The organism is Blautia sp. HCP28S3_G10, from assembly GCF_052065235.1.
Classification (GTDB): Bacteria; Bacillota; Clostridia; order Lachnospirales; family Lachnospiraceae; genus Blautia_A.
In genome coordinates, this window is record NZ_JBQHUL010000037.1 from 1 (window position 1) to 25,658 (window position 25,658).

Here is a 25,658-nt window from a genome sequence, read left to right on the forward strand (position 1 = left end):
TCAAAATCCATTCCAAATCACCTTCGGTGATGGGATTTTGCCCCGTATGTCTCGGGATTTTGCCATATTCATGGCAAAACACCTCGCGGAATATTACCTGTGAACAGTAACAGTCTTTCTACAGTGTAAAAATTTTCGGGGCGGTTTTTATTGTGAAAAACAGGGAATTCTGCTATATTTTATATAGCAATTATTATTACAGAATTTACCATACAGAAGGAGATATGCCATGAAAAAGAAATTACTGAACCAATTGCTTTCAGTGTCACTTTCAGCTGTCATGCTCGCAGGCTCTGTTTATACAGTACCTGCGGCAGATTTCACGGCAGAAGAGAGTATATCGGCAGAAAACGAAGCTAGGGGGGCATCTGAGGATTTAACAGAAGAAGCCGCCGCAGTAAGCACAGATGAAACACAGGATGAGATTACGATCGGAGAGGATTCTGATGACTTCTCAGACAGTACATCTGACGGTGACTCGGAAGAAGTGACTGTGGAGGATGAAGAAATCTCAGGCGATACTGAGGCTGAAATCTCTCTGGAGGAAGGCTCCGAATTCCAGGATGACAATGTCACAGAGGAAGAGACTCCGGCGACAGGTGCTACTCTGCACGAAGGAAAATGTGGTGACAATGTGACCTGGAGAATCGCAGATGATCATGTTCTCTATATTGAGGGATATGGTGATATGGATAACTGGAATGGTGGCATATTGCCCAATCCCTGGTATGTATACAACCGTGATTTCAATCAGGCTCACATATCCGAGGGTGTTACCAGTATCGGTGACCGTGCTTTCTGGGGTACAAATATTTCGTATGTAAACATTCCTTCATCTATAACAAGAATAGGAAAGAATGCTTTTACAAGCGTTACATTTGAGGGATTTACTCAGATTAAATTAAGTTCCAAGATAACAGAAATCGGTGAGTATGCATTTGCAGGTTCCGGGATTTCAAGCCTGAATCTTAGTGACCTGAATCTTACAGAAATACCAAAAGGTCTGGTTAAAAACTGCCAAAACCTGTCGTATTTCTATTTTCCATCAAATGCAACGAAAATCGGTGAGTATGCATTTGCAGAATGTCCAAAACTCAGCGGCATGAATATTCCGAACGGAATCACTTCCATCGGAGGCGCTGCCTTTATGGACTGTACCGGATTGACCAATGTTTATATTCCGGCATCAGTTACAGATACAGGATATATCTGGGAGAAGGACGGATTATTCGGAGAAAATATCTATGGTATTTTTACCGGCTGTACCGGCCTGAAGACTGCCGGTAATGGAAGTTCCTATAACATCAATTTGGGCTGGGGAAGTGGTTCCATTCTTCCAACCTACATATTTACGTGCGCGGATAAGCTGGAATCCGTAGCCCTGCCGACAGGAATGACTGGCGTACAGAAACAGAAAAATCCAAGGGAATATGGAGCTTTTAGGTGTTGTGTGAAACTTACAAGTGTAACGATTCCGGACAGCTTTACAGATTTCGGATACGGACTTTTTTATGGATGCGAAACTCTTCCGGAGATACGGATTCCTTCCGGAGTGAAAGAACTGAACGGAACATTTATAGGCTGTACATCTCTGGCAAAAGTGGTGATCCCTGACGGAGTGACTCATCTCGGCTCAACTTTTGCAAACTGTTCCTCCTTGAAAAGTGTAAACATTCCGGATACAGTGGTTGCACTCAGCGGAGAAAATTATCATTTCTGGGGGACTCTTGGAGCATTTGAGAACTGTTCAGAATTAACGAAACTGACTGTTCCGAAAAGTGTGGCAGAAATGTCAGGACAGGATTTTATGGGTACAGCCATGGATTCCGTCGGCCCGATCGGAAGTGGTATGGCACTTCAGTATGGCTGGACGGAAAAAATTCCCGATGGTGCTTTTGCAGGAATGATCGTTCAGGAGGTAAGGTTCCCGGATACGATCACAGAAATTGGAGATGAAGCATTCAGGCAGTGCAGAAAACTGAAACGTATTGCCCTGCCGGAGGGTCTCACTGAAATATCGAAGCAGCTATTCGAGGAGTGCGACAGCCTGACCACTGTTAAGCTTCCTGAAAAAATTACAGGAATCAATTACCGGGCATTTGCAGACTGCCCTTCACTGAAAAACATCCGTTTCAAAGGGGATGCATTTACGTACTGCTATGAGAATGCATTTTTGAATGATGAACTTACAGCCTGGTATCCGGGTGACAATACGACCTGGAAAAGAAACAAAAGAAAGAATTACGGTGGTAAGATCACCTGGAAAAAATACAAAGACGGCAAACCTGTAGATGATGTAACGACTCGTAACGTTACCATAAACGGAAGTGGTAAAGCAACTGTCCGTTTCTTCCTGACTGACAAAGACGGTAATGCAGTTCCGGAAACTCATTTCGAATATGAGAGACGTTCAGATGCACAGAATGATAAGGTATATCAGTATACACAGTGGGAAATCATGTCTGAGATGGATGGTGGATATGCTTTCGAGACACCGGTATATACACCAACAAATAAAAACGAAACATATAATGATACAGTTACTTATACGGTTCACTGGACAGATGACGCTGGTGAAAAATATTCGAAGGAATTTACAGTAAATGTTGCTGTGAAACCAATGAGTTATACAGAAACCTGGTCAACAGGTCTGGGTGTAGAGGCAAGCCTCGGAGACAAAGAGGCCAGCTGGTTTTCCTACGGTCACAGTTCAGAGAGCAAAATTTCTCTGAAACATAATCCGAACGGAACGGAAGACCTTACACTTTCCCTGACTTTATCTGATGCACAGAAAGCAAAACTGAAAATGCTGGATGGAAAATGGGGTTCCACAGATCTTGACACTGTAAATGTTTTCAAAACCACAGGTTCTGCCAAGGCTACTGAATATTCCACATATTCAACGACCATTAATAATTTCAAAACTACGAATAAAAATCATCAGGAACTGGTGGTAACTTATCTGGAACTGATCATGCTGTTTAAGGCAGATGTCACAGGACTTGTAAAAAACACAGATGCTTTCCTGTCTTCTGTTATCGGGAAGTCACTTGTCTCAGGAAATCTTCTGAGCAACTTTGAGGTATCAGAAGACGGAATCAAAGTAGGACTTTCCGGAAGCAGTACAATCCTGACCCTGACAGATAAGCTGACAGGAACTCTGGTCGGTGATATGAAATTTGGAAATCTCAGCACAGATACCACATACTCCGCATCACAGAAAGTGGATTCCAATACCGGACAGACCGTACGTTCTGCAGGAGTAAAGGCAACTGCACAGTATGCCCTGATTTCCAATCAGCTACTATCACTGATCGGTGATGCAGGCGGACTTATCGGAGGCAGCCTGGTGAATTCTACTTCACTTTCTCTGGACAGCGATGATAAAGTTACACTCAGTGAAACAAGATATAACAGTGGAATTAAAGAGCAGGTGGGATACGATGATACGATCTCATCTTTATCCCGTACATTTTCGGCGGCAGATCAGCTTTTAACTGCGGATAATTCCTGGTACTCAACTCTGAAGACAAAACTTATGCCAATCTCTTCCGGAGAACTTGCGAAGGTTCAGGAAGCAATGCTGGCATCAGAACTTGAGTATACATATTCACGCAGTGATAATCTGACAAATACCTACAGCTTTTCACCGTCGATCAAGATTTTTGGTAAAGGTGGAGAAACAGCAGGAAAGGATCCGTTACTGAACCTTGGATTTTCTCTCAGCTATTCACATGGCTGGGGGACAGAGACCTCCAACGGAACAGTAAAATCCGAGACTGTTCTTACACAGTCAGATTCCATGGAAACGATCAGGGATGCACAGAACGATGTAGACAGCCATAAATTAAATGATATTCTTCTGGCAGGTGCAAAAGGAATTCCGACACAGGTCGGTGATCTGATAAGCAATGCAACAGACATAGTTGGCAAAGTGATATCCAACGGCTCAGCGGTTATCAAATCAGAATTATCAAAATTCAACAAAAACTGGCATGTAAATCTTGTATGCAGAGCAAAAACATCAACAACAGATCTGGCAGGAAGCTTTGAAGTATTTACAGTTGCTGATGAGGAAGCAGCAGTCCAGGCCGGCGCAGGTAATGAAGATGCCGGAAAAACAGCCAGCACAGTAGGAGATGCCTGCATTGTACAGGTGGTAGATGCAAATGGAAAAGAAGTATCTGACATTTCAGAAGCAGCCCTTAAAATTACCCTTAAATATACAGATGCAGAACTGGAAGAAGCAGAAGCTTCTGCTGCTGATGCTTCAGATCTTGCCGTTTACAGGCTGGATGAGGAAAGCGGTGCTTATATTTACGTAGCTGACAGTGTGGTTGATGAAGAAAATCATCAGGTAACAGCAACAGCTGCAAAAAATGGTGAATATGTACTGATCCTTGACGGCGCTGCACCGTCTGTTACGGACATTAATGTATTTGGCAGAACATCAGAGAATCCTGTGATCACAGCAAACATCATGGATGCCAGCGGTGTTTCTTCTGTTATCATGAGTGTTGACGGAAAAGAACTTGTATCAGCAGATAAATTTGCAAAATATTATAAAAAATCCAGTGGCGAGTTTTCCTATAAAATGGATTCTGCACTCAGTAAAGGTGAACATACAGTAAGCTTTACTGCAGTGGATGGAAAAGGTAAAACAACGGACAGTGTGGATTATACATTTACAGTGGGAGATGCACCGAAGTTCAAAGAAATTTCCGTACCGCCGTATACTGTGACAGGGGACAGCTTTACGGTTAAGGCAACAGTTCCGACAGATACAGATGAGAAATACGTTGTAAGCGCAAAAATATGGACTGACAGAGCAAATTATGCCTTCAATATGACGGAAAAAGAAGAAGGCAGCTGGGAAGGTACATTCACTGCGCAGGATACCAATCTGTGGTATTATGTACAGCTGACAGTCAGCAATGGTAACGGTGACGAAACACAGAGTGAAAAATATACCTGTAAATTTACGGAAGCGGACGAAAATGTATGGTATGTTTTAGGAGATGTGAAATACAGGTTTATGCCCGCTACAGGTGAGATAAGCAACCTTGATACAAAGAGAGAAGACCTTACGATTCCTGAAGAGATTGTGGGATGGCCTGTAAAAAAATTAACCTGCAATTTATATGAGCTGAAATCGGTAACGATTCCGGAATGTGTGGAAGAAATCGACTGCAGCTGTGCGTCAGATCTTGTTGTTTCCGGTTATACAAACACCCAGGCAGAATTCTGGGCAAAGAAAGAAGGACTGAAATTTAAGTCTCTTGGAACCGGAAACTCGGGTTATCACGGAACATTCAGCTATGTTTCATGGAATTATAAAGACGGTCTTCTGACACTTTCCGGTGAAGGAAGCATGTACGATGAATGGGGCGCAGATGATTATCCATGGTATGTCTTAAGAAATGACATTGTGAAAGTCGTGATCGAAGAAGGCGTCACAAATGTCGGATATTGTGCGTTCAGTGATGATTATAAAAAACTGAAGGAAGCTGAGATTGCGAAGAGTGTTACCGACATTGGCAACTGTAATTTCAAAACCTGTGATACGATTTACGGATATTACGGAAGTGAAGCTGAGAGTTATGCTAATAAAAATGATATCACATTTAAGGCACTCGAAGCACTGAACGGTAAATTCGGAGACAATGATGAGTTTACCTGGAAATATGAAAACGACACCCTTACAATTTCCGGTACAGGTAAACTTCCTGATTACACGAAAGGTGACAGCACCAGACCATGGTGCGGACCACTGTATCCTTACAGGGTTGAAAAGGTTATTATCAAAGAGGGAATTACCGGACTTGGAGCGTATACCTTTGAAGAATATTCTTATTTGAATAATGTTTCTCTTCCGGATACGCTTGAGACAATTGGGGATTATGCATTTATCGCCTGCAGAAGCCTGACAAGCTGCCTGATTCCAGACAGAGTCACTTCCATAGGTGAAAAAGCTCTGGGATTCTATTACGGTTATGACAGCAACAGAACTCCGGAAGCAAACTCTTCATTTGTTGTGAGGGGCGAGTCAGAAACTGCAAAGAAGTATGCAGAGGATAACGGTCTGGTATCAATGAAACCGGATGAAAAACTGAATCTGTCAGACTGCACGATTCTGGTGTGGGATGCAGAATATCAGGGTGGAAAAGAAGTAATCCCATCTATTGATGCGTATAATGCACAGCATACAGCCTACATTCATGAAGGTGTAGATTATGAAGTTCGTTTTGAAAATAACAGAAACATCGGAACCGCAACGGCAATCTTTACAGGTATCGGATTATATACCGGTACTGAAGAAAGAGATTTTGATATCTACGCACCGGACAATGGCGACGATGATGACAACAACAATGGCAACAACGGAAATAATAATGGAAATAATGGAAACAATAACGGTGGATTTAAACATGAACACGTATATGGCGGCTGGAAACTGACAAAAGCATCAACTGTTTTTGAACGTGGTATCATGACAAGAACCTGCAGAATCTGTGGTTCCAAGGACAGCACATATATTGACAAAGCTGATCCGACAGGAAGTCTGAACATGTCTTCCATTCCGCTGAAAGTAAAACAGTCTACAACTGTTGTGAAGGCAAGAGGACTGGCTGCAGGAGATTATGTAAAATCCTACAGTACTTCCAACCCGAAGATCGCCACAGTAAATGCAAAGGGAAAGATCAAAGCAAAGAAAAAAGGTAACACAAACCTGATCGTGAAGCTTGCAAGTGGTAAGACCCTTAAGGCGAAGATCAAAGTTCAAAAGGGAGCTGTCAAGACCAAAAAGATTTCCGTAAACAAGAAGAAAATTACCCTGAAACGTAAGAAGAGTTTCCAGCTGAGGACTACAGTAACACCGCTTACGTCACGTCAGAAAGTAACTTATTCTTCATCAAACAAGAAAGTAGTTACAGTATCCAAAACAGGTAAACTGGTTGCCAAAAAAGCCGGAAAAGCAAAGATTACGATCAAATCCGGATCAAAGAAAGTAACCGTCACTGTAACAGTAAAAAAATAACAGAAACTGTTAACTACGAAAACTGAATAAAAATTTATTAACTGCCCTGGCTGATTTTAGCCAGGGCAGTTGAATTATGTCGAAAAAAATCGTATAATAAAACACATCGAAAGCAAACAATAAGGGAGGTATTCCCATGGGAAAAACAATCACCATGTGCTTTACCAATAACAAAGGCGGAAGCGGCAAATCCACCACCTGTTCCAACCTGGGAGCAGCCATGGCGAGAGCCGGCAAAAAGGTTCTTCTTATAGACGGTGACATGCAGCTGAACCTATCACTTTCTTTCTTCCCGGAAGACTGGGTGCTGGAGCAGGCAGCAGGAGAAAAAAACCTGTATCGTGCGATTGGTAAGCAGGAGGATCTGACGGACTATATTGTACATACACCATATGAAAATCTGGATCTGATTCCTTCTTCAACATTAATGAGTTCAATAGAATATGAGCTTTTTACCAAATGGCAGAGAGAATTTATCCTTCGCAGATGTCTGCAGAATATCAAAGATTCTGAAGTGTATGATTATATTCTTATTGATGCACCGCCGACACTTGGAGGCTGGGTCATGAATATTCTCTGTGCTTCAGACAAAGTGATCATTCCTGTTGAGGCGAGCCCGTGGGGAATGTTTGGCCTTGCAAATATGTTTGATTTTCTTAATGAGGTGAAGCAGATCTCACCGGATCTGTCTGTTGCCGGAATCGTGGTAACGAAAGTTGACACCCGTAAGAATTATTTCAAACAGACAATGGAAACACTACATGAGCTGGATGGAATCAGTGTGTTCGACTCTGTGATCCGTGTGGACAGTTCTGTGGAATGGGCGCAGGACAACAGTGCACCGGTCGTGGAATACAAGAAATCCAGCAGAAGCGCAAAAGAATATACAGAATTGGCAGAGGAGGTAATGAAACGTGTCAGTAGGTAAAGAAAGTCTCAAAAGAGCAGCAAATGCTGCAGAAGCAAAACCGGAAACAGCAGCAGAAGTGAAAGCTCCGGAAATAACGGTTGAACCGGCAGCAGAAAAGAAGGAAGCTCCGGCAAAAAAGGCTCCTGCAAAGAAAACAACAAGAGCAAAATCAACAGCTAAAACAGCTGCAAAGACAACAGCTAAAAAAGCGACAGCAGCAAAACCAAAAACAACCAGAAAAGCACCTGCAAAGAAAGTTGAAGAAACTTCAAACGGAACAGTCCAGATTAAAGATGAACTTCCGGTATATCTGCTTTGAGTGTTGCAAAAAGTGAATAATAAAATGGGAGATATGATTTTACATGAAGTCATACCTCCCATTTTTTACATAATACTCTGATAGTATTTACTGATAATGGTGGATTTTATTCTGTTACTGTTTCAGAAACAGATTCATTTTCTCTGAAAATATGTCTGAAAATAAAGCGAACGATCGGTCCTGCATAAATCAGCTGCCAGAAGCATGCCATCGGAAAATTGAATGCAGTTGTCTGAAGCCATACAGCTACAAACTGATTTCCGGCATTCTTGAAGAGAATAGTTGCAGCCAGACTCATAAGTGGGCACATAAATGCAACAGAGGCAACAGAGATAGCCAGAATTTTGCTGAACGGGTGGCTGTTTCTCAGATCTACCATACGTGCAGCACAGGCAAAAGCAAGCTTGGAAACGATAAAGAAATCAAGAACAAAAGCAATTGGTCCCATGATTACCAGTTCATGGAAAGCGGCAAGAAATACGTCATTGGTCAATGCTCCTGTATTGAGAGCAATATTATAGCAGATCATTGCATAGACCATAAAAAATACCATGATAATAGTGAAAATTACTTCCTGAAATTTGTTTTTGGGCATAAAAAATCCTCCTCTGATAATGATAAGTTAAAGAGCATGTGTTGTTCGTTAATCATTCGGGGAGAATGTGCGTTTCCAATTAGACCATATTCAAAATTGCGTGGATTATGTTATCACAGAAAAAAAAGAAAGTCAAGGCAGAATTTATTATAATAAATTGGTTGAATTTATTATGGAAATTGATACTTTTCTGTTGAATTAGTTGTCATTAACATGGTATTCTTATGGCAGCGAAACATAGGAGGCTTTATACATATTATGTCTGTATTTTCTGACATTCTCAGTAACTATATAACCCAGAAACAAACAAAAGTTCTGTCACTTGCCAGATATTGTGAACTGGACCGTTCCACCATGTATAAATTGATGAATGGAAAACGAAATCCGCCGTCCAGAGAAATTCTGGAAAAAATGGCTCATTTCATGCATCTTACACCTGTGGAATTTCAGCACCTGGAGGAAGCCTGGAATATTTCAAGGACAGGTGCTTCTTTATATTATAAAAGAAAAAGTGTTGAGAATTTTATTACACATTTTCCAAGTCAGCCAGTCGGTAATGCTGACCTTCAGTTTTTTACACTTTATGAACAGTCGGTCAGTCAGGATTTCGGCTGTACAGTTCTTTCGTCTCAGCAGCACATTAACTATCAGCTCCATCAGATGCTTTTGAAAGAATGTGGTTCTGAATCAGGAAAGATAGCATTGTTTTTGCAATCAGACTATGATTTCCTTTTTAAACTTCTGGCTGCACTTCCTGCATCTGCTCATCTCCAGATAGATCATATTCTTTGTCTGACAAACAAAGATGAATTTACAAAAGAGCATGAACTTGTCAATCTGAAATATCTGTATACGATATTTCCACTGTATTTTGCAGGACTAAATTATAAGACATGGTATTTTTATGATAAAATTCACTCACACTATCATAATTTTAATCTTTTTCCATGCATGATACTGACTTCTGAAGCTGCAATTACCTGCACAGCTGATTATCAGTCAGGGCTTCTATATAACAGTCCGGAGATTCTGGATATGTTGTGGCAGATGTTTTATAATTATCAGAATCAGTGTCAGCCTCTTTTCAGAACGACAGTTTTTACACCTGAAAATTATATTGAAGTATTCCAAAGCATGTTTTATTCTGAATTTGAGACTTCATCACTTATTGGAATCCAGCCGGAGGCATGTATTACCCCATTCCTTTCGGGGCAAATGCTGCGGGATATTTTTAACAGGGAGATTCCGGAGGCAGCGCAGATTCTCTCGGAGGCGGAACAGGCTTTCAGGAAAAACATGAATAAACTGTCATCGCATCTGTTTTTCATATATTTTACTGCTGAGGGTATGATGCAGTTTGCAAAAACTGGTCGTACTGAAGAAATCCCTGATATTTTTTACCGGACGCTGACAAAAAACGAGCGTATTGTAATACTTGAGGGAATACTTAACTGTTGCCAAAATGGTACTTATCGTATTCTTCAGAAACCATTAAATTCGCTTCCGCGAAATTTGCATCTGTGTATCTGCGGGAATACAGGAACCATGATCTTTCGCTGTAATAATGGTCAGAGTGTTGTTCTTACAGTTAACGAGTACAGTCTTATCAATACGTTTCAGGATTATCTGGAAAACATGGAAGATTCTTCTTTTTATACACCTAAAGATGCAGGCGCATTTATTCGTCAGCTGATTGATTCATTGAAAGAGTGATTTGACAAAAAATCCCATTCAGATTACCTCACGATAATATCTGAATGGGATTTTTGCTTCTTTTTCATTTTATTACACGCCGATACTATGTTTTAATTATACAGAGCAGTTTGTCTGGCAACAATATGTGGCAGTATTTGTGGACAGACTTTTCGTGAATTTTCCACAAAATGGAATTCCGATTCGTGTGATTTTTTTACATACTTTTACGCAGAACATCAATTTTATTTATGGTTTATTGACAAAGAAAGTAGAAATAACTAATATAAACGTATATTTGGGACATTGGGGGCAGAATATGTCAGAATTGATATCGGTAATGATTGTAGACGATGAAAAAATGATACTGGAAGATCTGAGTACTATGATTGACTGGGAGGCAGCCGGATATCAGATAATTGCAACAGCTTTTAACGGAAAGCAGGCGCTCAGAAAATACAGGGAACTTCATCCACAGGTGATTTTTACAGATATACGAATGCCATTTATGGATGGTATTGAAATGATATCTGAAATACGTAAGACAGATGAAAAAGTCAGTATAATTCTTCTGACTGCATATGAGGATTTCAGTTATGCAAAAGCGGCGATAAGCCTTGGAATAACTGAATATATAATAAAAAGTGAAATAACTGCAAATTCACTTTCAGATCTTTTGCTCCGGTTAAAAAACAGCATTATAAAAGCAGGAAAAAGAGAACGCTATATAACCGACAGAATGCTGGAACAGTTTTTCCTGTCAGAGGAAATGACTGAGAATACTGATATTGAAGAAATTCTTAACAGGCCGGAATATATTATTATGGCAGAGCAGGATCTTCCTGTAAGTTTAAGTGGAGAAAATGTACCTGAAGAAATTATCATTCACCGAGCAAAGTTTGTTGAAATACTGACAGATGAAAAGGCGGACGGCTGGGAACTGGAAGTCATAACCGCAATTCCGGGACGAAAAATGGTAATTGCATTGAATCCTGATGAGAAGAACTATTCAGACAGAGAAAATAAACTGCTGAAAACAGCACATGAATTTCAGAGCAGGTTACAGAAAAGAACAGGATTCGGATTCACGCTTTATATTGTCAGGGGAAAAATCAGCCTTTATGAGTTTAAAAGATTCTATGATGAAAATAAAAGAATTTTTCTGAAGAAATATCTGGAGGGAACAGGAAAAATACACATACTTGACTGCTCTCAGGTACAGGAACTGGAAAAAGAAAGAAATGCAGCCGGAACGACAAACGGAATTTCTATGGAAGAAGTGCTGAAAGAAACAGATTCTCAGACAAGGACCAGGATGCTGAAAGAGATTCTTGATATAGCCGGAAATGATGGAGCTGAGCAGTTTATAAGTGCAGCACAATCCGGATATATGGCTTTAAAACATGCTTATCAAAAAGTACACAATGGAAAAGAAAAGGAGTTTCCGCGGATAACTACATGTTGGAAAAACTGGCTTGATGCAGAAAAGATAACTTTGTGGCTGAAGGAACAGATGGAAGTTTATCATGAGTATATCTCACGGGAAGTCAAAGGTTATTCCAGAATAGTAGCTGATGCAGTGGAGTATATTTATCGCTCTTTCAGGAATCCGGATCTCTCGCTTAATGATGTAGCGGCATATGTACATCTGAGCCCGGGATATCTGAGTAGTGAATTCAAAAAAGAAACAGGAGTAACACTGAAAAGTTACCTTACGGATGTAAGGATAGATGCTGCAAAAAAAATGATGGACGAGGGAAAATATAAAATATATGAAATCTGTTCAGCAGTAGGTTATAATTCGAGCCAGTACTTCAGTCAGGCTTTTTATAAGAAAACAGGAATGTTTCCGACAGAGTATTCTAGACAGGGAGGAAGAAAAAACGAAAACTAAATATAAAACATCTTTCAGGAAACGTCTGATGGTCAGTATCCTTACAGGAGGACTTGTCGCTTTTATTGTGGCAACAGGTATTTCATTTGGTTTTTTTTATCCTACATTTAAAGAGCGAGAAGTGAAAATATCTGAGAATACAACGGCTTCCCTGTTGCAGCATATGGAAAATACGCTGTCCCTGGTAGAAAATTATATGGAAAATGTCGCTGCTACAGTAGAACAGAATAATGACATTCAAAACTATTTAAAAAACCCGGATGCAAAAAACAGTACCGGTGCGTCTGTAAGACTTAATAACCTTACAAGTTATATGGGAATGATCAGAGGAATTGCAATTGCAGGTCAGAATGCGCCAACAATTGATTCTATGACTAATATTGGGGCAGAAGATTATGAGATAATAGAGTCGGATGAGTTTCAGAAGATGATGGAGACTGGATTCAGCCGTTCTTATTCTTCCGTTTATCAGACAAAAATAGGTTCAAAGTCTTATTTTACAGTTGCATATGCCAGAAATTATTATCTGAATAATCAATGGTGCAGTATTGTTATGTTTGTAAATCTGAATAATACACTGAAAGACATGAGAGGACTTGCCGGAAGTAGTCTGGATGCCTGGTATCTGAAGGACAGCAAGGGGAAAATTTTCTATGAGTATGGGTCTGATGATAATATTGCAGATATCAAAAATCTGACGGTGGAAATTGATAAAGAAAAAAGAAATGAAATGACAGGAGATATTATATTTTATGATAAATCAGCTACGTGCGGTTATGAGATTGCGTCTGTAATAAAAAAAGAAACCATATGGCTCGCAATTTTTCCGTACATTGGAGGGCTGTTTATCAACCTGATGCTATTTCTTGTGCTTGTTTTGTTCATGAATTACAGAAATGTAAATAACCTGATAAATCCGGTTATGATTCTGTCACAGCGTATGCTTATGGCTGCGAGGGGAAACCTGGACTGCAAAGTAGTGTCTGACAGACAGGATGAGATTGGACTGCTTGAATCTTCTTTTAACAAAATGATTGATGATCTGAAACACAGTATAGAAGTAATTGGAGAGAAAGAGGCAAAGGAACAGCAGATCCGTTTCAGCCTGCTGGTCAGTCAGATTGACCCACATTTTATTTATAATACAATTAACAGCATCAATTATCTTGCCAGAAAGAAAAGATGCGAAGACATTGTCACAGTCAATTCAGCACTTATAGCAATACTGAAGGACAGACTCAGGGTGAATGACATACAGATTACAGATACTGTAGCAAATGAAATGAGAATCGTAAACCAGTATATTGTGATAGAAAAATTTATGTATGATGGGAAGCTTGATGTGGAATGGAAGATTCCTTCAGAATTTATGGAGGAGCAGATTCCTAAAAACATGATTCAGCCTTTGGTTGAAAATTCTCTGTTTCATGGCCTGATCGATGAGGAAAGTGGAGAATTCTGTGGAAAAATTATAATCAGTGTATATAAAAATGAAAAAGACAATCTTGTTTTGTCTGTAGAAGATGATGGAGGCGGAATGGAAACAGAGAAACTGGCTGAGGTTAAGAGTATGAGGTTTAACCCTGAGGACAGAGGGAAGAAAATCGGACTGTCAAATATCCGGGGACGACTTTATTATCTTTATGGAAATACGGACTGTATGCAGATTGAAAGTGAGATGGGCAAAGGCACAAAGATAACAATAGAGTTTGGAGAAAACTAAGTGAATGCTGTTGTACATGACGGATTTATATGTGTACAACAGCATTCTTTTGTGTAATAACATAATAATGATGAAAAAAATAATATAAAAATAGAAAAAAGACGGAAAATCTAACAAAATATGAAAAAAATCATCTTTATTGCACAAAAGAACCGGCCTATAATAAATCCAGAAATTAAGGGAACACAAAGAAATGCAAAGATGTGCGGGGTGAAAGAATGGCTGAGCAGGATAAATATTTGTTCCGGGCAGAAAAAATAAGCAAATCATTTGGAACAGTACATGCACTGAAAGAGTTTGATATTTCCATAAAGGCCGGAGAAATAAGAGGTCTGGTTGGAGAAAACGGATCAGGAAAATCAACTTTTTCATCAATTGTAGCCGGAATGCAGAAATATGACAGTGGAACAATGTATCTGGACGGAAAACCATATGAACCAGGGGGAACAGTAGATGCGGTGAACCATGGAGTCAGTATGGTAGTTCAGGAACAGGGAACAATTTCAAAGATTTCTGTCGCAGCAAATATCTTTTTTGGAAAAGAAAATAAATTTGCAAAAGGCGGAGTACTGAATGTTAAGGAGATGAATAAGGAAGCTGCCAGGGCACTTCAGAGTATCTATGTAGACAATATAAAACCAGATGAAATGATAGACCAGCTGTCGTTTGAAGACCGTAAACTGGTTGAGCTGGCGAGAGCGTTGTATACTTCTCCGAAAATCTGGATCATTGATGAAACAACTACAGCATTATCTGTTTCAGGACGTGAGCTTTTGTATAAGCTGATGAAAGAAAAAAGAGACGAAGGAAAGGCAATCCTGTTTATTTCTCATGATATTGATGAGATTATGGATAAATGTGATTCACTGACTGTATTGCGTGACGGATTGTTTGTAGCAAATCTGCAGAAAGAAGAATTTGATGCGGACAAAATCAGACAGCTTCTGATTGGCCGTGAACTCTCGGGCCATTATTACAGAGAAGATGGGGGAGTGCCGGTCAGTGATGAGGTTGTTCTTGAGAGCCAGAATGTTACAGCAGGTTCCCTGGAAAATTTTACGATTCAGCTGCATAAAGGTGAAATCCTTGGAGTTGGCGGCCTGAGCGACTGTGGTATGCATGATGTAGGAAAAGCATTGTTTGGGCTTCTGAAGCCTGAAGCAGGTGTGGTACTGAAAAATCATAAAGAACGCGTGAAAAATGCCTCCTGGGCAGTAAAACATGGAATTGGCTATGTTTCAAAGAACAGAGATCAGGAATCGTTGATGTTGATCAGCAGTATAGCAGATAATATCTGCCTTCCATCTCTGAAAGACATTACACCGGTTGGTCCAATATCAGATAAGAAGCAGAAACAGCTTGCAGAAAAATGGTCAAAGAGGATGGAAGTAAAAGCAGATTCCATCAAAGTTTTCTGTAATACGCTGAGCGGTGGAAACAAGCAGAAAGTTGTACTGGCAAAATGGCTGGGAAAAGGCTCAGACATAATGATTCTTGACTGTCCTACCAGAGGAATTGATGTTGGTACAAAAGCTGCAATTTATCAGCTGATCATGCAGATGAAAGAAGAAGGAAAATCTATTCTGTTGATTTCAGAGGAACTGCAGGAACTGATCGGAATGTCTGACAGGATTATTCTTCTTAAAGACGGAGCCGTTTCAGGAGAATTTCATCGAAGCGATGGTCTGACTGAAGCGAAGCTGATACAGAAAATGATTTAAGGGGTGAGCAGGATGGAAAACAGCAAAGTATCAGAGACTCCAAAGAGAAATATAAAAGAACTGCTGATAAATAATTTTGCATTTCTTGGTTTGGTACTTGTTCTTGTATTATTTGAGATACTGACAGGTGGAAAACTTCTGGGACAGCGAAATCTGATGAATATTTTTAACAATTTCTTCAGCATTGCATTATGTTCCATGATGTATACATTTGTTATGGCTCTTGGCGAACTGGATCTTTCAGTTGGAGCTATTGTAGGTTTCTCCTCGGCAATGGGGGCTTTTTCAGCAACGATCAGTCCGGCACTGATTTTGCCGGTTGCATTGATCACAGGACTTGGAATTGGCTTCATAAGTGGATTTGCAACGGCTTATCTGAGGGTTGAATCTTTTATTGGAACACTGGCAGTTTCATTTATTTTCCGTGGACTGACAACATATTATCTGAATGGTTCAGTAGGAATCCCGATTTCAATGCGAGTGTTTGATGAAGACTGGGTAAAAATTCTTACAATGGTAATTGTTCTGATAATTTCAGGAGTGCTTTTTCAGAAATGTGCATTCGGAAAAAACTGTCGTGCTGTTGGAGCTTCCAGAGAAGCGGCAAGACAGTCCGGTGTGAATGTTGAAAGAACGAGGATGATATCATTTATGTTAGTTGGGCTTATATGTGGCCTGATTGGATTTTTCACTCTTGTAAGAGCCTGTACAGCTTCTTCAAAAACAGGAAATGCATTTGAGTTTGATGTTCTTCTTGCAGTTCTGTTTGGTGGAATGCCTCTTTCCGGTGGCTGGAATGTCAAGTTTCGCGCAGCAATTATCGGAAGTGTGGCAATGGCATTATTAAAGAGCGGAATGTCACTTGTTGGAATTGATGGTCTGACGCAGCAGGTTGTTCAGGGAATTATTCTTATTATAGTAGTAGCTATTTCCTTTGACCGCAGAAGCGCAGCTGTAATTAAATAAAGTGTAATTATGAGCAGAAATGCTCACAAAAAAGAAACTATATAATTTTAAGGAGGAAAGAAATATGAAATTAAGAAGACTTGTAGCAATCGGGATGACAGTAGCTCTGTCTGCAACAATGTTCTCAGGGGTAAGTGTGTATGCTGATAATTCAGATCCGGAACCGTTCAAAATTGGATTTCCATGGGATACCGCAAATACAGACCCGACCTGGATCTCTATTTACAACAACGTAAAAGCTGCTGTGGAATCTGCCGGTGGTGAACTGGTAAATGTAGTAACTGACAATTCAGCAGATGGACTGATCGATAACATCAGCGAACTTATCAGCCGTGATGTTGATGGTATCCTGTTTATGCCGGCTTCCGATTCCATGCTTCCGGCAGTTGATGCAATGTGTGCAGATGCAGGTGTTTACTGGGGAACAATGTTCCGTACGATCAGTGATGATGATATCCGTGAGGCAATGTATGATTCAGAATGGTATGCAGGTGGATGCAATGAAGATGATGAAACCTGTTCTTCCAATATTGTAAAATCAATGGCAGATATGGGCGTTACAGATTTAGGTGTCATCAATATTGCAAAAGGTGATACTTCCTCAGATCTCCGTGACAAAGGTGCTGCTGAAGGTGCAGAAGAAGCAGGAGTTAATATTTTAAATACAACTTATGATATTTCTGTAACAACAGATATGACGAAAACTATTGAAAGTTATATCGCAGCATATCCGGAAATGAATGGTATTCTTGTGCTTGGAACATATTGTGGTGGCGCAATTCCGACAATTGAAAAAGCACTCGCAGATCATGACAAAGCAGGTGATATCAAAGTCGGCAGAATTGATTTTGAAACAACACTTGGTGATTATCTGAAAGAGGGAACATTCAACGTATCTTACGGTGGACAGCAGCAGATCGACCCGCTTGTATCAGCAGTTATTCTTGTAAACAAAGTAATTGGTACCCCTATCGTTGAAGACGGACCTACCAACATTATCACACCATATCTTGAACTTACAACAGCAGAAGAGGCCGATCAGTTCAATGAATACTTCCTTGGTGATGATGCCGTTTACACAGCTGATGAAATCAAAGATAAAATGATCAAATTCTACAATCCTGATATTGATATGGACTATATGAATGATCTTATCTCTACATTCTCAATTGCTGATGTTGTTGAGCGTCACAGCAAATAAGCAGTTGCAGATATAACTGCAAAATAAGGAGATGAAACCAATATGAAACGATTTTTGATAAATACACTGAAAGTAATTATGCTGCCTGTAATCGTTTATCTGATCTTCTTGGTTATTTGCTTTGAAAGGTTCAGTAACTGGAATTGTATTTACACGATTTTTCTTCAGACAATTATACCTACTATTACCGCTTATGCTATTGCATATGGAAATATCTGCGGAATATTTGATTTTACAATTGGTTCGAGACTGGTTATCAGCGGTGTTGTTGGAGGACTTCTTGCTGCACAGTATGGTCTGGCAGGAATGATCCTGGGAGCAGTCCTGAGTGCAATTGTAGTAGGCATTATTACAGGTGTTCTTAACTGGTGGTTAAAGATTCCGTCACTTGTTCTGACAATGGGACTGACGATGGTGTTTGAAATCATTGGTTCTAAACTTGCAGGACACTACGGATTTGTGCAGATTGATAATAAGTATGCGATTTTTGGGTCTTCACCGAACATAGTTATTGTCTTTGTTTTGTCAGCAGCTCTGTTTTACTTTATCTTTAACCGTACTGTGTTCAGCTTTCATATGCGGGCAGTTGGAAGTAACGAAGTTGTAGCGAAAAATTCTGGTATCAAAACAGATCTGGTTAAATGCAAGTCAATTGTATACGGAAGTGTATTTATCGGAATCGCAGCAATTCTTACCCTTAGTCAGTCTGGTTCAGTTGGGGCGCAGACAAGTCTTGGCAGTGTAACAATTATGTTTAAACCATTGATCAGTATTCTGCTGGCACTGGTATTGCAGAGAATCTGTAATCTGACAATCGGAATATTTATTGCTCAGTTTACTTTAAACATTATTTTTATTGGCCTGATCGCAGCAGGACTTCCGGACACATTCCAGAATGTAGTACTTGGATTATTCCTCCTGATAGTAATGATCCTGTTTGAAAATTCAGGAAGAATAGAAGAACTCAGAGAAAAAAGAAAAGTCAGACAGAAAGCACTGAGTGCATCATAACTGTTTGGAAAGGAGTCAAAAAATGAAATATCCAGTTTTAACAGCAGAGGAACGCAGGCAGCGATTGGAACCTCCACGAAAAAAAATTCATGCAGTAATTGATTCAGATACTTATAATGAGGTGGATGATCAGTTCGCAATCTCATACGCAATGCTTTCACCGGAAAAAATAGAAATGGAAGCTGTTTATGCAGCACCGTTCTCATCTGACTTTTTTGCACGCCTGATGCAGACGGATGGTGTTGCAATTCCGATGACAGGAGATCTTCAGGAAGGCCTTGAACTGAGCTATCAGGAAATACTTAAGCTTATGAAACTCCTTGGAAGGGAAGATTTCAATGACAGGGTATTCCGCGGATCGGAAAGATATATGACAGTAAAAGATGAGCCAGTTGACAGTGATGCAGCCCGTGATCTGGTAAAGAGAGTTCATGAATGCGAGGATGTACTTTATGTCATAGCTATTGGCGAGATTACAAATGTTGCCTCGGCAATTCTTATGGATCCTGAAATCATAAAGAAGATGGTTGTAGTCTGGCTGTCAGGACAACCGCTGTACTGGCCGCATGCAATAGAATTTAATCTTGGCCAGGATGTTCTGGCTTCGCAGGTAATTCTGGACAGCGGAGTTCCGCTGGTTCTGGTACCGTGTATGTCAGTAGCTTCTTATCTTTCAGTTACGGGTCCGGAACTGGAATACCATATCAAGGGAAAGAGCAAAGTAGGAACTTATTTATGTGAGACAGTTACGAGCCAGATGTCTCAGGAAATGGCACAGAACTGGCTGGATCTTTTCCATCAGACATATTGTGCCGGATTGGATGATTATGGAGAAGAGGGTGCACCGACAACGGATTCTATGCTTTCACCTTCAAGGATTATCTGGGATATTTCTACAGTAGGTTACGTAGTTAATCCAAACTGGTGTCCGTCTGCATTGGTTCCAACTCCGAGACTGACACAGGATCTGAAATGGGAACAGGATGAAACCAGGCATGAAATGAGACTTGTTCGCTTTATTTATCGTGATGCACTTCTGGGAGATATGTTCAGCAAACTTCAGAAGGCTCCCAAATAATAACAAATAGAAAGAGCGGCTTGATCGTGAAAGCAGATTGAGCCGCTCTTTTACTTTTAATATGGAGGTTGAGATTATGAAAGTGTTAAATTATGGTTCTTTGAATGTGGATTATGTATATACAGTAGATCATATTATAGTTGGAGGAGAAACAGAACATTCTTCAAAGCTCGAGGTGTTCAGTGGAGGTAAAGGTCTGAATCAGTCTATTGCACTGGCAAAAGCAGGGGTTCCTGTTTATCATGCAGGTATCGTTGGAATTGATGGAGACATTTTGCTGGAAGCATGTGAAGATGCCGGAGTTAATAAAAAATATATCCGCAGGCTTCCTGTAAAGGGCGGGCATACCATGATTCAGGTGGATAAAAATGCACAGAACTGTATTATCTTATATGGTGGAACTAACCAGATGCAGACAAAGGAATTTGTAGATGAAGTGCTGGCAGATTTTGGAGAGGGTGATTATCTGATTTTGCAGAATGAAATTAATATGCTTGATTATATTATTGATAAAGCATACGAAAAAAAGATGAAGATAATTCTGAATCCATCGCCTTTTGATGAAAAACTGGATAATTGTGATCTTGGAAAAATATATCTGTTTCTGCTGAATGAGATTGAGGGGGAACAGATTACAGGATATAAAGACAAGGATCAGATTTTGAATGCCATGGCAGATAAATTTCCAAATGCTCGTTTTGTGCTTACACTGGGAAGTGATGGCGCTTTTTATTATGATGGTAAAGTAAAAATATTTCAGGATATTTTCAAAGTTAAAGCAGTTGATACTACAGCGGCAGGTGATACATTTACCGGATATTTTATTGCAGCAATGATTGAAGGCAGAAGTGTATCAGATGCTTTGAGAATGGCTGCAAAAGCATCATCTATTGCTGTGTCAAGACCGGGAGCAACTCCGTCGATTCCGACAGTTGATGAAGTGAAAAAGAGCCTAATTGATCACAGGTAATATCCCGCGAGGTGTTTTGACATGAATATGGCAAAATCCCGAGACATACGGGGCAAAATCCCATCACCGAAGGTGATTTGGAATGGATTTTGACCAAGTTGCTGTGAACGGAGTGAACAGTAACAAAAGAACTTGTAATGAAAGATTAATTTTAAGATTATCTGTTGATTTCTGACAACATGTCGTTTAAACTATAAATATAGTAACAGAAAGGTAAAAAGACATGTCGGAATTTTCGATAATGCTGGAAGAATTTATAAAGGAAAAAGATGTTCAGATTTCAGAACTTGCCAGATACTGTGGAATTGACAGAAAAAATCTTTTCAGATTGCTTCAGGGCAAAGAAAATCTGCCTGAAGAGGATATAGTACAGAAAATGTCACTGTTTATGAAACTGACGCCATTTGAACAGAATAATTTTTATGAAGCATATCAGATCAGTGTGGTGGGCAGAGAACGCTATTTTATGCGGAAACAGGTGCTGGATTTGATCCAGCATTTTCCGGAAAACTTTAAACCGACGGTGGAAGGAAGCATCAGGGAGCTGTTTCCGGAAAAAAATGAGACGCAGGGAAAAAACTGTATTCCTCTGGGGAGTCAGACTGAAGTAAACCAGTGTCTTCACCGTATATGCCTGAAAGAAGCCCAAAATGGCAGGAACAGTAAGATTTGTATGGTTATGCAGGCAGATTATGAATTTATTTTTGATCTGCTTCTGAGTCTGAAAAAATTTAACAATGAACTTGAGATTGAACATGTGACCTGCATGGATGCACCGGCAGATATAGCAGATGACATGGAATTTTATAATCTTGCGTATCTGAAAAATATATTACCACTGTATATAAATGGAATGAATTATCATCTGTACTCTATTAAAGAAGATTTACAAAACTGCAGAAAAGGCATAGATGGTTTTTCAAATCTGCTTCTGACCTCCGAGAATGCACTGTTATGTACTTCTGATTTCAGAAAAGGAATCGTTTATCAGTCAGCGGAAATTCTGGAGTATTTCAGAGAACGTTATTACAATTACAGAAGCAGAGGAGAGTTGAGATTTCATGTAATAGATAATGTTCAGCAGCAGATGGCAGTTCTGGGAAATATGGGCTGGGAAAGAAGAATCAGTTATGCACTCCAACCAGAGCCCTGCCTTCTCAGCTTTCTTACCCCGGAGATCATGGAAGCTGCTGTGTATAAGGAACTGCCGGACAGAGAACGGATGTTGGCACTGGCTTCATCTTTTATAGAAAATGCACGTACACGTGTGGAAAAAGGAATCAATTTCTTTTACTGCACGAAGGAAGCTCTGGATCAGTTTGTAACAGATGGACGTATGCCGGAGATCCCTTCAGAAATATACAGGCCGCTTTTACCGGAAGAAAGAACAAAGCTCATAAAAGAAGCAGTTCATCTTTGCGAAAAAGGAAAATTTCGTTTTATGAAACAGCCACTGGAGCACTTGACGGCAAATCTTCATTTGTGTATAAACAAAGAGGAAGGTTATCTGCTGTTTCAGAATATAAAAGGCAGTAATGTTTATCTGATTATAAATGACAGGAAACTTCTGATGGCATTCTGGGATTTCCTTAGCAGCATGGATGACAGACTTTTATATACAGGGCGGGAAACAGCTGATTATTTTAGAAAAGTTATAAAAGATCTGGAGGCAGGATTATGAAGAAGGGAATAGGGAAAAATCTCAGCACGTCAAAACAGTACAACAGAGGTTTGATTCTTCAGCTGATCGCCACAAATGAAGCTACATCCAGAATAGAACTTGCAACAACTACAATGCTGACAAAGATGACTATTACCAATATCGTTTCGGAATACATTGAACATGGTATTGTAGAGCAATGTGAAGAAAAAATTACAGAAGGAAGCGGACGAAATCCAATCCGGCTGCGCATTGCAGAAAAAGCTCCGACAGTGATTGGATTATACATCACCCGTGACAAAATAGAGGCGGTTTTGTGCACCCTGGGGCTTGAGATACTTAACCGTAAGGTAATGCCGTTTATAACTCTGAAGAAAGAAGAAGTGAGGCAATATTCTTATCATGTAATAGATCAGCTGTTGGCAGAAACAGACTTAAAAGTTCTGGGAATAGGCGTTGCAGTTATGGGACCGGTTGATATCAACAATGGAATTATTCTGAATCCTCCACATTTCTTTGGAATCGAGAACGTAAATATCACACAGTTTCTGGAAGAACGTTATGGACTTCCTGTTGTTGTTGACCATGACCAGAACAGCGCTGCACAGGCGGAAGTCCTTTTCGGAGCAGGCAAAAATGTTCAGGACTTTATTTTTCTGGGAATAACGAAAGGTATTGGCTCAGGGTTTGTCAGTGATGGGAAAGTTTTCCATAATAAAATGGGGATGGCGTCAGAACTTGGACATATCAGTATAGACCGTAACGGAAAAAGATGTGCATGTGGAAACAGAGGCTGCCTTGAAGTATATGCATGTGTAGATGCAATGGAAGAAAAACTTCGCAAAGTTACAGGGGAAAATCATACATTTCAGGAATTTTGCAGAATGAAAAAACGCAGAGATGTAGATAAAGTATTACGCGAAATGGTAGATGATATTGCTGTGGCAATTGTCAGTGGTATTAATATCCTTCACCCACAGCTGGTAATCCTGGGAAATGAATGCATGGACTGGGATGACAAATATGTCTATCTTCTGGAAGAAAAGGTAAATGAAGAAAAATTTACACAGAATTATGGTCGTGTACCTATAAGAAAAGCGTATTTCGGAAAAGATTCTCAGCTTCTGGGGGCGGCTGCAAATGTACTTTATCATATGTTCAGCGGAAAACTGCCCTTGTTCTGAAAATTAAAAAACGGGATTATAGACATATTTCTATCTATTAAATTATATAATATTAACAAAAAATAGGGCGGAACATAATAAACTGTTGACGAATTGAACAAATCATGGTATCATCTTAGTAAATTGAATTTACTAATAAATATATTTTACTAAAAAGAGCAGGTTGGAGGGTATTCAATGAATGAAGTTATCGTATCAATGACAGATATCTGCAAGAATTTTCCAGGTGTCAAGGCACTTGATCATGTAAATTTCGAACTTCGTTCTGGAGAAGTAATGGCTCTGATTGGTGAAAATGGTGCCGGTAAATCAACATTAATGAAAATCCTCAGTGGAGTTTACACTAAGGACAGCGGAACGGTTAAGATCAATGGGCAGGAATATGATGACCTTAATCCTAAGAAGGCACAGCAGCTTGGAGTTGCGATCATCCATCAGGAACTGAATATGTGTAAACATCTTTCAGTTGCAGAAAATATTTATCTGGGACGTGAACTGAGAGGTAAATTCTGCATTGATAACAAAACAATGGAATCGGAATCGCAGAAGATTCTGGACGAACTTGGAATCGATATCAAACCATGGGAAAGTGTTGGGGATCTCCCGGTTTCGAAACAGCAGATGGTAGAAATCGCCAAGGCACTTTCAATCAATGCAAAGATTCTTATTATGGACGAGCCTACATCAGCACTTACTTCTAAAGAAATTGATGAGTTGTTCAGAATTATTCGCAAACTGAAAAAAGAGGGTCATGGTATTGTTTACATATCTCACAGATTGGAAGAATTCCAGCATATCGTTGACAGAGTTACGATCATGAGAGATGGACAGTACATCATGTCAGGAGATTTCAAAGATCTTACCATGGACAAGATGATTTCTTATATGGTTGGACGTGAGATTAAAGAAAAATTCCCGCGTGTTCAGTGTGAGAAAGGTAAAAAGATATTTGAAGTACGTAACCTGAATGCAGGAAGAATGGTGCGGGATATCAATTTCTCCGTTTATGAGGGAGAAATCGTCGGTTTCGCCGGACTGATGGGAGCCGGAAGAACTGAGACGACCAGAGCAATTTTCGGAGTTGATCCGAAAGACAGCGGAGAGATTTATGTAGACGGTAAAGAAGTAAAAATCAATGGCCCCCTGGACGCTATCCGAAACGGTGTTGTACTTGCACCTGAGGACAGAAAGAAGGATGGGCTCTGTACGAAACTGAGTATACGTGAGAATATGGCACTTCCGAACCTGGATCTGATCGGAAAACATGGAATTGTTAATTCTTCAAAAGAAGATGAACTTTGTGAGAAAATTGTAAAAGATCTTCAGATCAAGACACCTAATGTTGAGATTGACTCTGGCAACCTTTCCGGTGGAAACCAGCAGAAGGTTGTAGTTGGTAAATGGCTCGCCAGAAATTCCAGAGTTGTTATTTTTGATGAACCTACCCGAGGGATTGATGTTGGTGCAAAGGTTGAGATCTATAACCTGATGAATCAGCTGAAACAGCAGGGAATCGCAGTAATGTTTGTTTCATCTGAAATGCCGGAGGTTATGGGACTGGCTGACAGGATTATTGTTATGTGTGACGGCAGAATAACCGGAGAGCTTACTGCGGCAGAAGCCACACAGGACTATATCCTCAAAATGGCAACATCTTTTGAAAATAAAAATATTTCAGACAGTGAAGGGGAATAA

The 25,658-nt window shown here is 40.0% G+C and carries 16 protein-coding genes; 15 read left to right on the forward strand and 1 reads right to left on the reverse strand.

The genetic code is table 11. The features are described from left to right. Window positions 1-229 precede the first annotated feature (229 nt). The 3 genes from ACTNB8_RS13365 (at window position 230) to ACTNB8_RS13375 (ending at window position 8,268) form a co-directional block, all read left to right on the forward strand. Entirely contained in the window at window positions 230-7,039 is a 6,810-nt protein-coding gene (locus ACTNB8_RS13365) for a leucine-rich repeat protein (protein ID WP_441055463.1), read from the forward strand. Between the two features lie 136 nt (window positions 7,040-7,175). After that, complete coding sequence (locus ACTNB8_RS13370; RefSeq protein ID WP_441055465.1) at window positions 7,176-7,967, forward strand: ParA family protein; 792 nt, start codon at window positions 7,176-7,178, stop codon at window positions 7,965-7,967. Next, window positions 7,954-8,268 (forward strand): hypothetical protein, encoded by a 315-nt coding sequence (locus tag ACTNB8_RS13375; RefSeq protein WP_441055467.1) that lies wholly within the window; start codon window positions 7,954-7,956, stop codon window positions 8,266-8,268. Before ACTNB8_RS13370 ends, ACTNB8_RS13375 begins: the two co-directional genes overlap by 14 nt. A gap of 106 nt (window positions 8,269-8,374) precedes the next feature. On the opposite strand, the gene ACTNB8_RS13380 is transcribed toward ACTNB8_RS13375, so the two are convergent. After that, window positions 8,375-8,863, reverse strand: a complete 489-nt coding sequence (locus ACTNB8_RS13380; protein ID WP_441055469.1) for a DUF2798 domain-containing protein — start codon at window positions 8,861-8,863, stop codon at window positions 8,375-8,377. Between the two features lie 258 nt (window positions 8,864-9,121). Here ACTNB8_RS13380 and ACTNB8_RS13385 point away from each other — a divergent pair, with 258 nt between their 5' ends. From ACTNB8_RS13385 to ACTNB8_RS13440, 12 genes are all read left to right on the forward strand, one after another. Next, window positions 9,122-10,576 carry a helix-turn-helix domain-containing protein gene (locus ACTNB8_RS13385; RefSeq protein ID WP_441055471.1) on the forward strand — a complete coding sequence of 485 codons (1,455 nt, stop codon included), beginning with the start codon at window positions 9,122-9,124 and terminating at the stop codon, window positions 10,574-10,576. Window positions 10,577-10,874: 298 nt separating this feature from the next. Beyond that, window positions 10,875-12,449 (forward strand): response regulator transcription factor, encoded by a 1,575-nt coding sequence (locus ACTNB8_RS13390; protein WP_441055473.1) that lies wholly within the window; start codon window positions 10,875-10,877, stop codon window positions 12,447-12,449. Between the two features lie 28 nt (window positions 12,450-12,477). After that, on the forward strand, window positions 12,478-14,172 hold the full coding sequence (locus tag ACTNB8_RS13395) for a sensor histidine kinase (protein WP_441055475.1): 1,695 nt from the start codon (window positions 12,478-12,480) through the stop codon (window positions 14,170-14,172). Window positions 14,173-14,390: 218 nt separating this feature from the next. Then, window positions 14,391-15,893: a sugar ABC transporter ATP-binding protein gene (locus ACTNB8_RS13400; protein ID WP_441055477.1), complete on the forward strand. Its 1,503-nt coding sequence runs from the start codon at window positions 14,391-14,393 to the stop codon at window positions 15,891-15,893. Window positions 15,894-15,905: 12 nt separating this feature from the next. Continuing rightward, entirely contained in the window at window positions 15,906-16,859 is a 954-nt protein-coding gene (locus ACTNB8_RS13405) for an ABC transporter permease (protein ID WP_441055479.1), read from the forward strand. A 64-nt stretch (window positions 16,860-16,923) separates the two neighbouring features. Further along, window positions 16,924-18,060, forward strand: a complete 1,137-nt coding sequence (locus tag ACTNB8_RS13410; RefSeq protein ID WP_441055481.1) for a sugar ABC transporter substrate-binding protein — start codon at window positions 16,924-16,926, stop codon at window positions 18,058-18,060. A 42-nt stretch (window positions 18,061-18,102) separates the two neighbouring features. Then, complete coding sequence (locus tag ACTNB8_RS13415) at window positions 18,103-19,071, forward strand: ABC transporter permease (RefSeq protein WP_072522044.1); 969 nt, start codon at window positions 18,103-18,105, stop codon at window positions 19,069-19,071. Between the two features lie 22 nt (window positions 19,072-19,093). Continuing rightward, on the forward strand, window positions 19,094-20,149 hold the full coding sequence (locus ACTNB8_RS13420; protein ID WP_441055484.1) for a nucleoside hydrolase: 1,056 nt from the start codon (window positions 19,094-19,096) through the stop codon (window positions 20,147-20,149). A gap of 76 nt (window positions 20,150-20,225) precedes the next feature. Next, window positions 20,226-21,119, forward strand: coding sequence for a ribokinase (locus ACTNB8_RS13425; protein ID WP_441055486.1), 894 nt, complete (start codon window positions 20,226-20,228; stop codon window positions 21,117-21,119). Window positions 21,120-21,360: 241 nt separating this feature from the next. After that, a complete protein-coding gene (locus tag ACTNB8_RS13430) occupies window positions 21,361-22,800 on the forward strand; it encodes a hypothetical protein (protein ID WP_441055488.1) in 1,440 nt (479 codons plus the stop codon). Beyond that, window positions 22,797-23,963, forward strand: a complete 1,167-nt coding sequence (locus ACTNB8_RS13435) for an ROK family protein (protein ID WP_441055490.1) — start codon at window positions 22,797-22,799, stop codon at window positions 23,961-23,963. The genes ACTNB8_RS13430 and ACTNB8_RS13435 overlap by 4 nt, the downstream gene beginning before the upstream one ends. A 177-nt stretch (window positions 23,964-24,140) precedes the next feature. Then, a complete protein-coding gene (locus ACTNB8_RS13440; protein WP_441055492.1) occupies window positions 24,141-25,658 on the forward strand; it encodes a sugar ABC transporter ATP-binding protein in 1,518 nt (505 codons plus the stop codon).

Coding starts and splice junctions, on each gene's coding strand:
- ACTNB8_RS13395 (WP_441055475.1), top strand. CDS start 12,478: ATGGTCAGTATCCTTACAGGAGGACTTGTCGCTTTTATTGTGGCAACA.
- ACTNB8_RS13365 (WP_441055463.1), top strand. CDS start 230: ATGAAAAAGAAATTACTGAACCAATTGCTTTCAGTGTCACTTTCAGCT.
- ACTNB8_RS13415 (WP_072522044.1), top strand. CDS start 18,103: ATGAAACGATTTTTGATAAATACACTGAAAGTAATTATGCTGCCTGTA.
- ACTNB8_RS13380 (WP_441055469.1), bottom strand. CDS start 8,863: ATGCCCAAAAACAAATTTCAGGAAGTAATTTTCACTATTATCATGGTA.
- ACTNB8_RS13420 (WP_441055484.1), top strand. CDS start 19,094: ATGAAATATCCAGTTTTAACAGCAGAGGAACGCAGGCAGCGATTGGAA.
- ACTNB8_RS13440 (WP_441055492.1), top strand. CDS start 24,141: ATGAATGAAGTTATCGTATCAATGACAGATATCTGCAAGAATTTTCCA.
- ACTNB8_RS13425 (WP_441055486.1), top strand. CDS start 20,226: ATGAAAGTGTTAAATTATGGTTCTTTGAATGTGGATTATGTATATACA.
- ACTNB8_RS13410 (WP_441055481.1), top strand. CDS start 16,924: ATGAAATTAAGAAGACTTGTAGCAATCGGGATGACAGTAGCTCTGTCT.
- ACTNB8_RS13435 (WP_441055490.1), top strand. CDS start 22,797: ATGAAGAAGGGAATAGGGAAAAATCTCAGCACGTCAAAACAGTACAAC.
- ACTNB8_RS13400 (WP_441055477.1), top strand. CDS start 14,391: ATGGCTGAGCAGGATAAATATTTGTTCCGGGCAGAAAAAATAAGCAAA.
- ACTNB8_RS13430 (WP_441055488.1), top strand. CDS start 21,361: ATGCTGGAAGAATTTATAAAGGAAAAAGATGTTCAGATTTCAGAACTT.
- ACTNB8_RS13390 (WP_441055473.1), top strand. CDS start 10,875: ATGTCAGAATTGATATCGGTAATGATTGTAGACGATGAAAAAATGATA.
- ACTNB8_RS13405 (WP_441055479.1), top strand. CDS start 15,906: ATGGAAAACAGCAAAGTATCAGAGACTCCAAAGAGAAATATAAAAGAA.
- ACTNB8_RS13385 (WP_441055471.1), top strand. CDS start 9,122: ATGTCTGTATTTTCTGACATTCTCAGTAACTATATAACCCAGAAACAA.
- ACTNB8_RS13370 (WP_441055465.1), top strand. CDS start 7,176: ATGGGAAAAACAATCACCATGTGCTTTACCAATAACAAAGGCGGAAGC.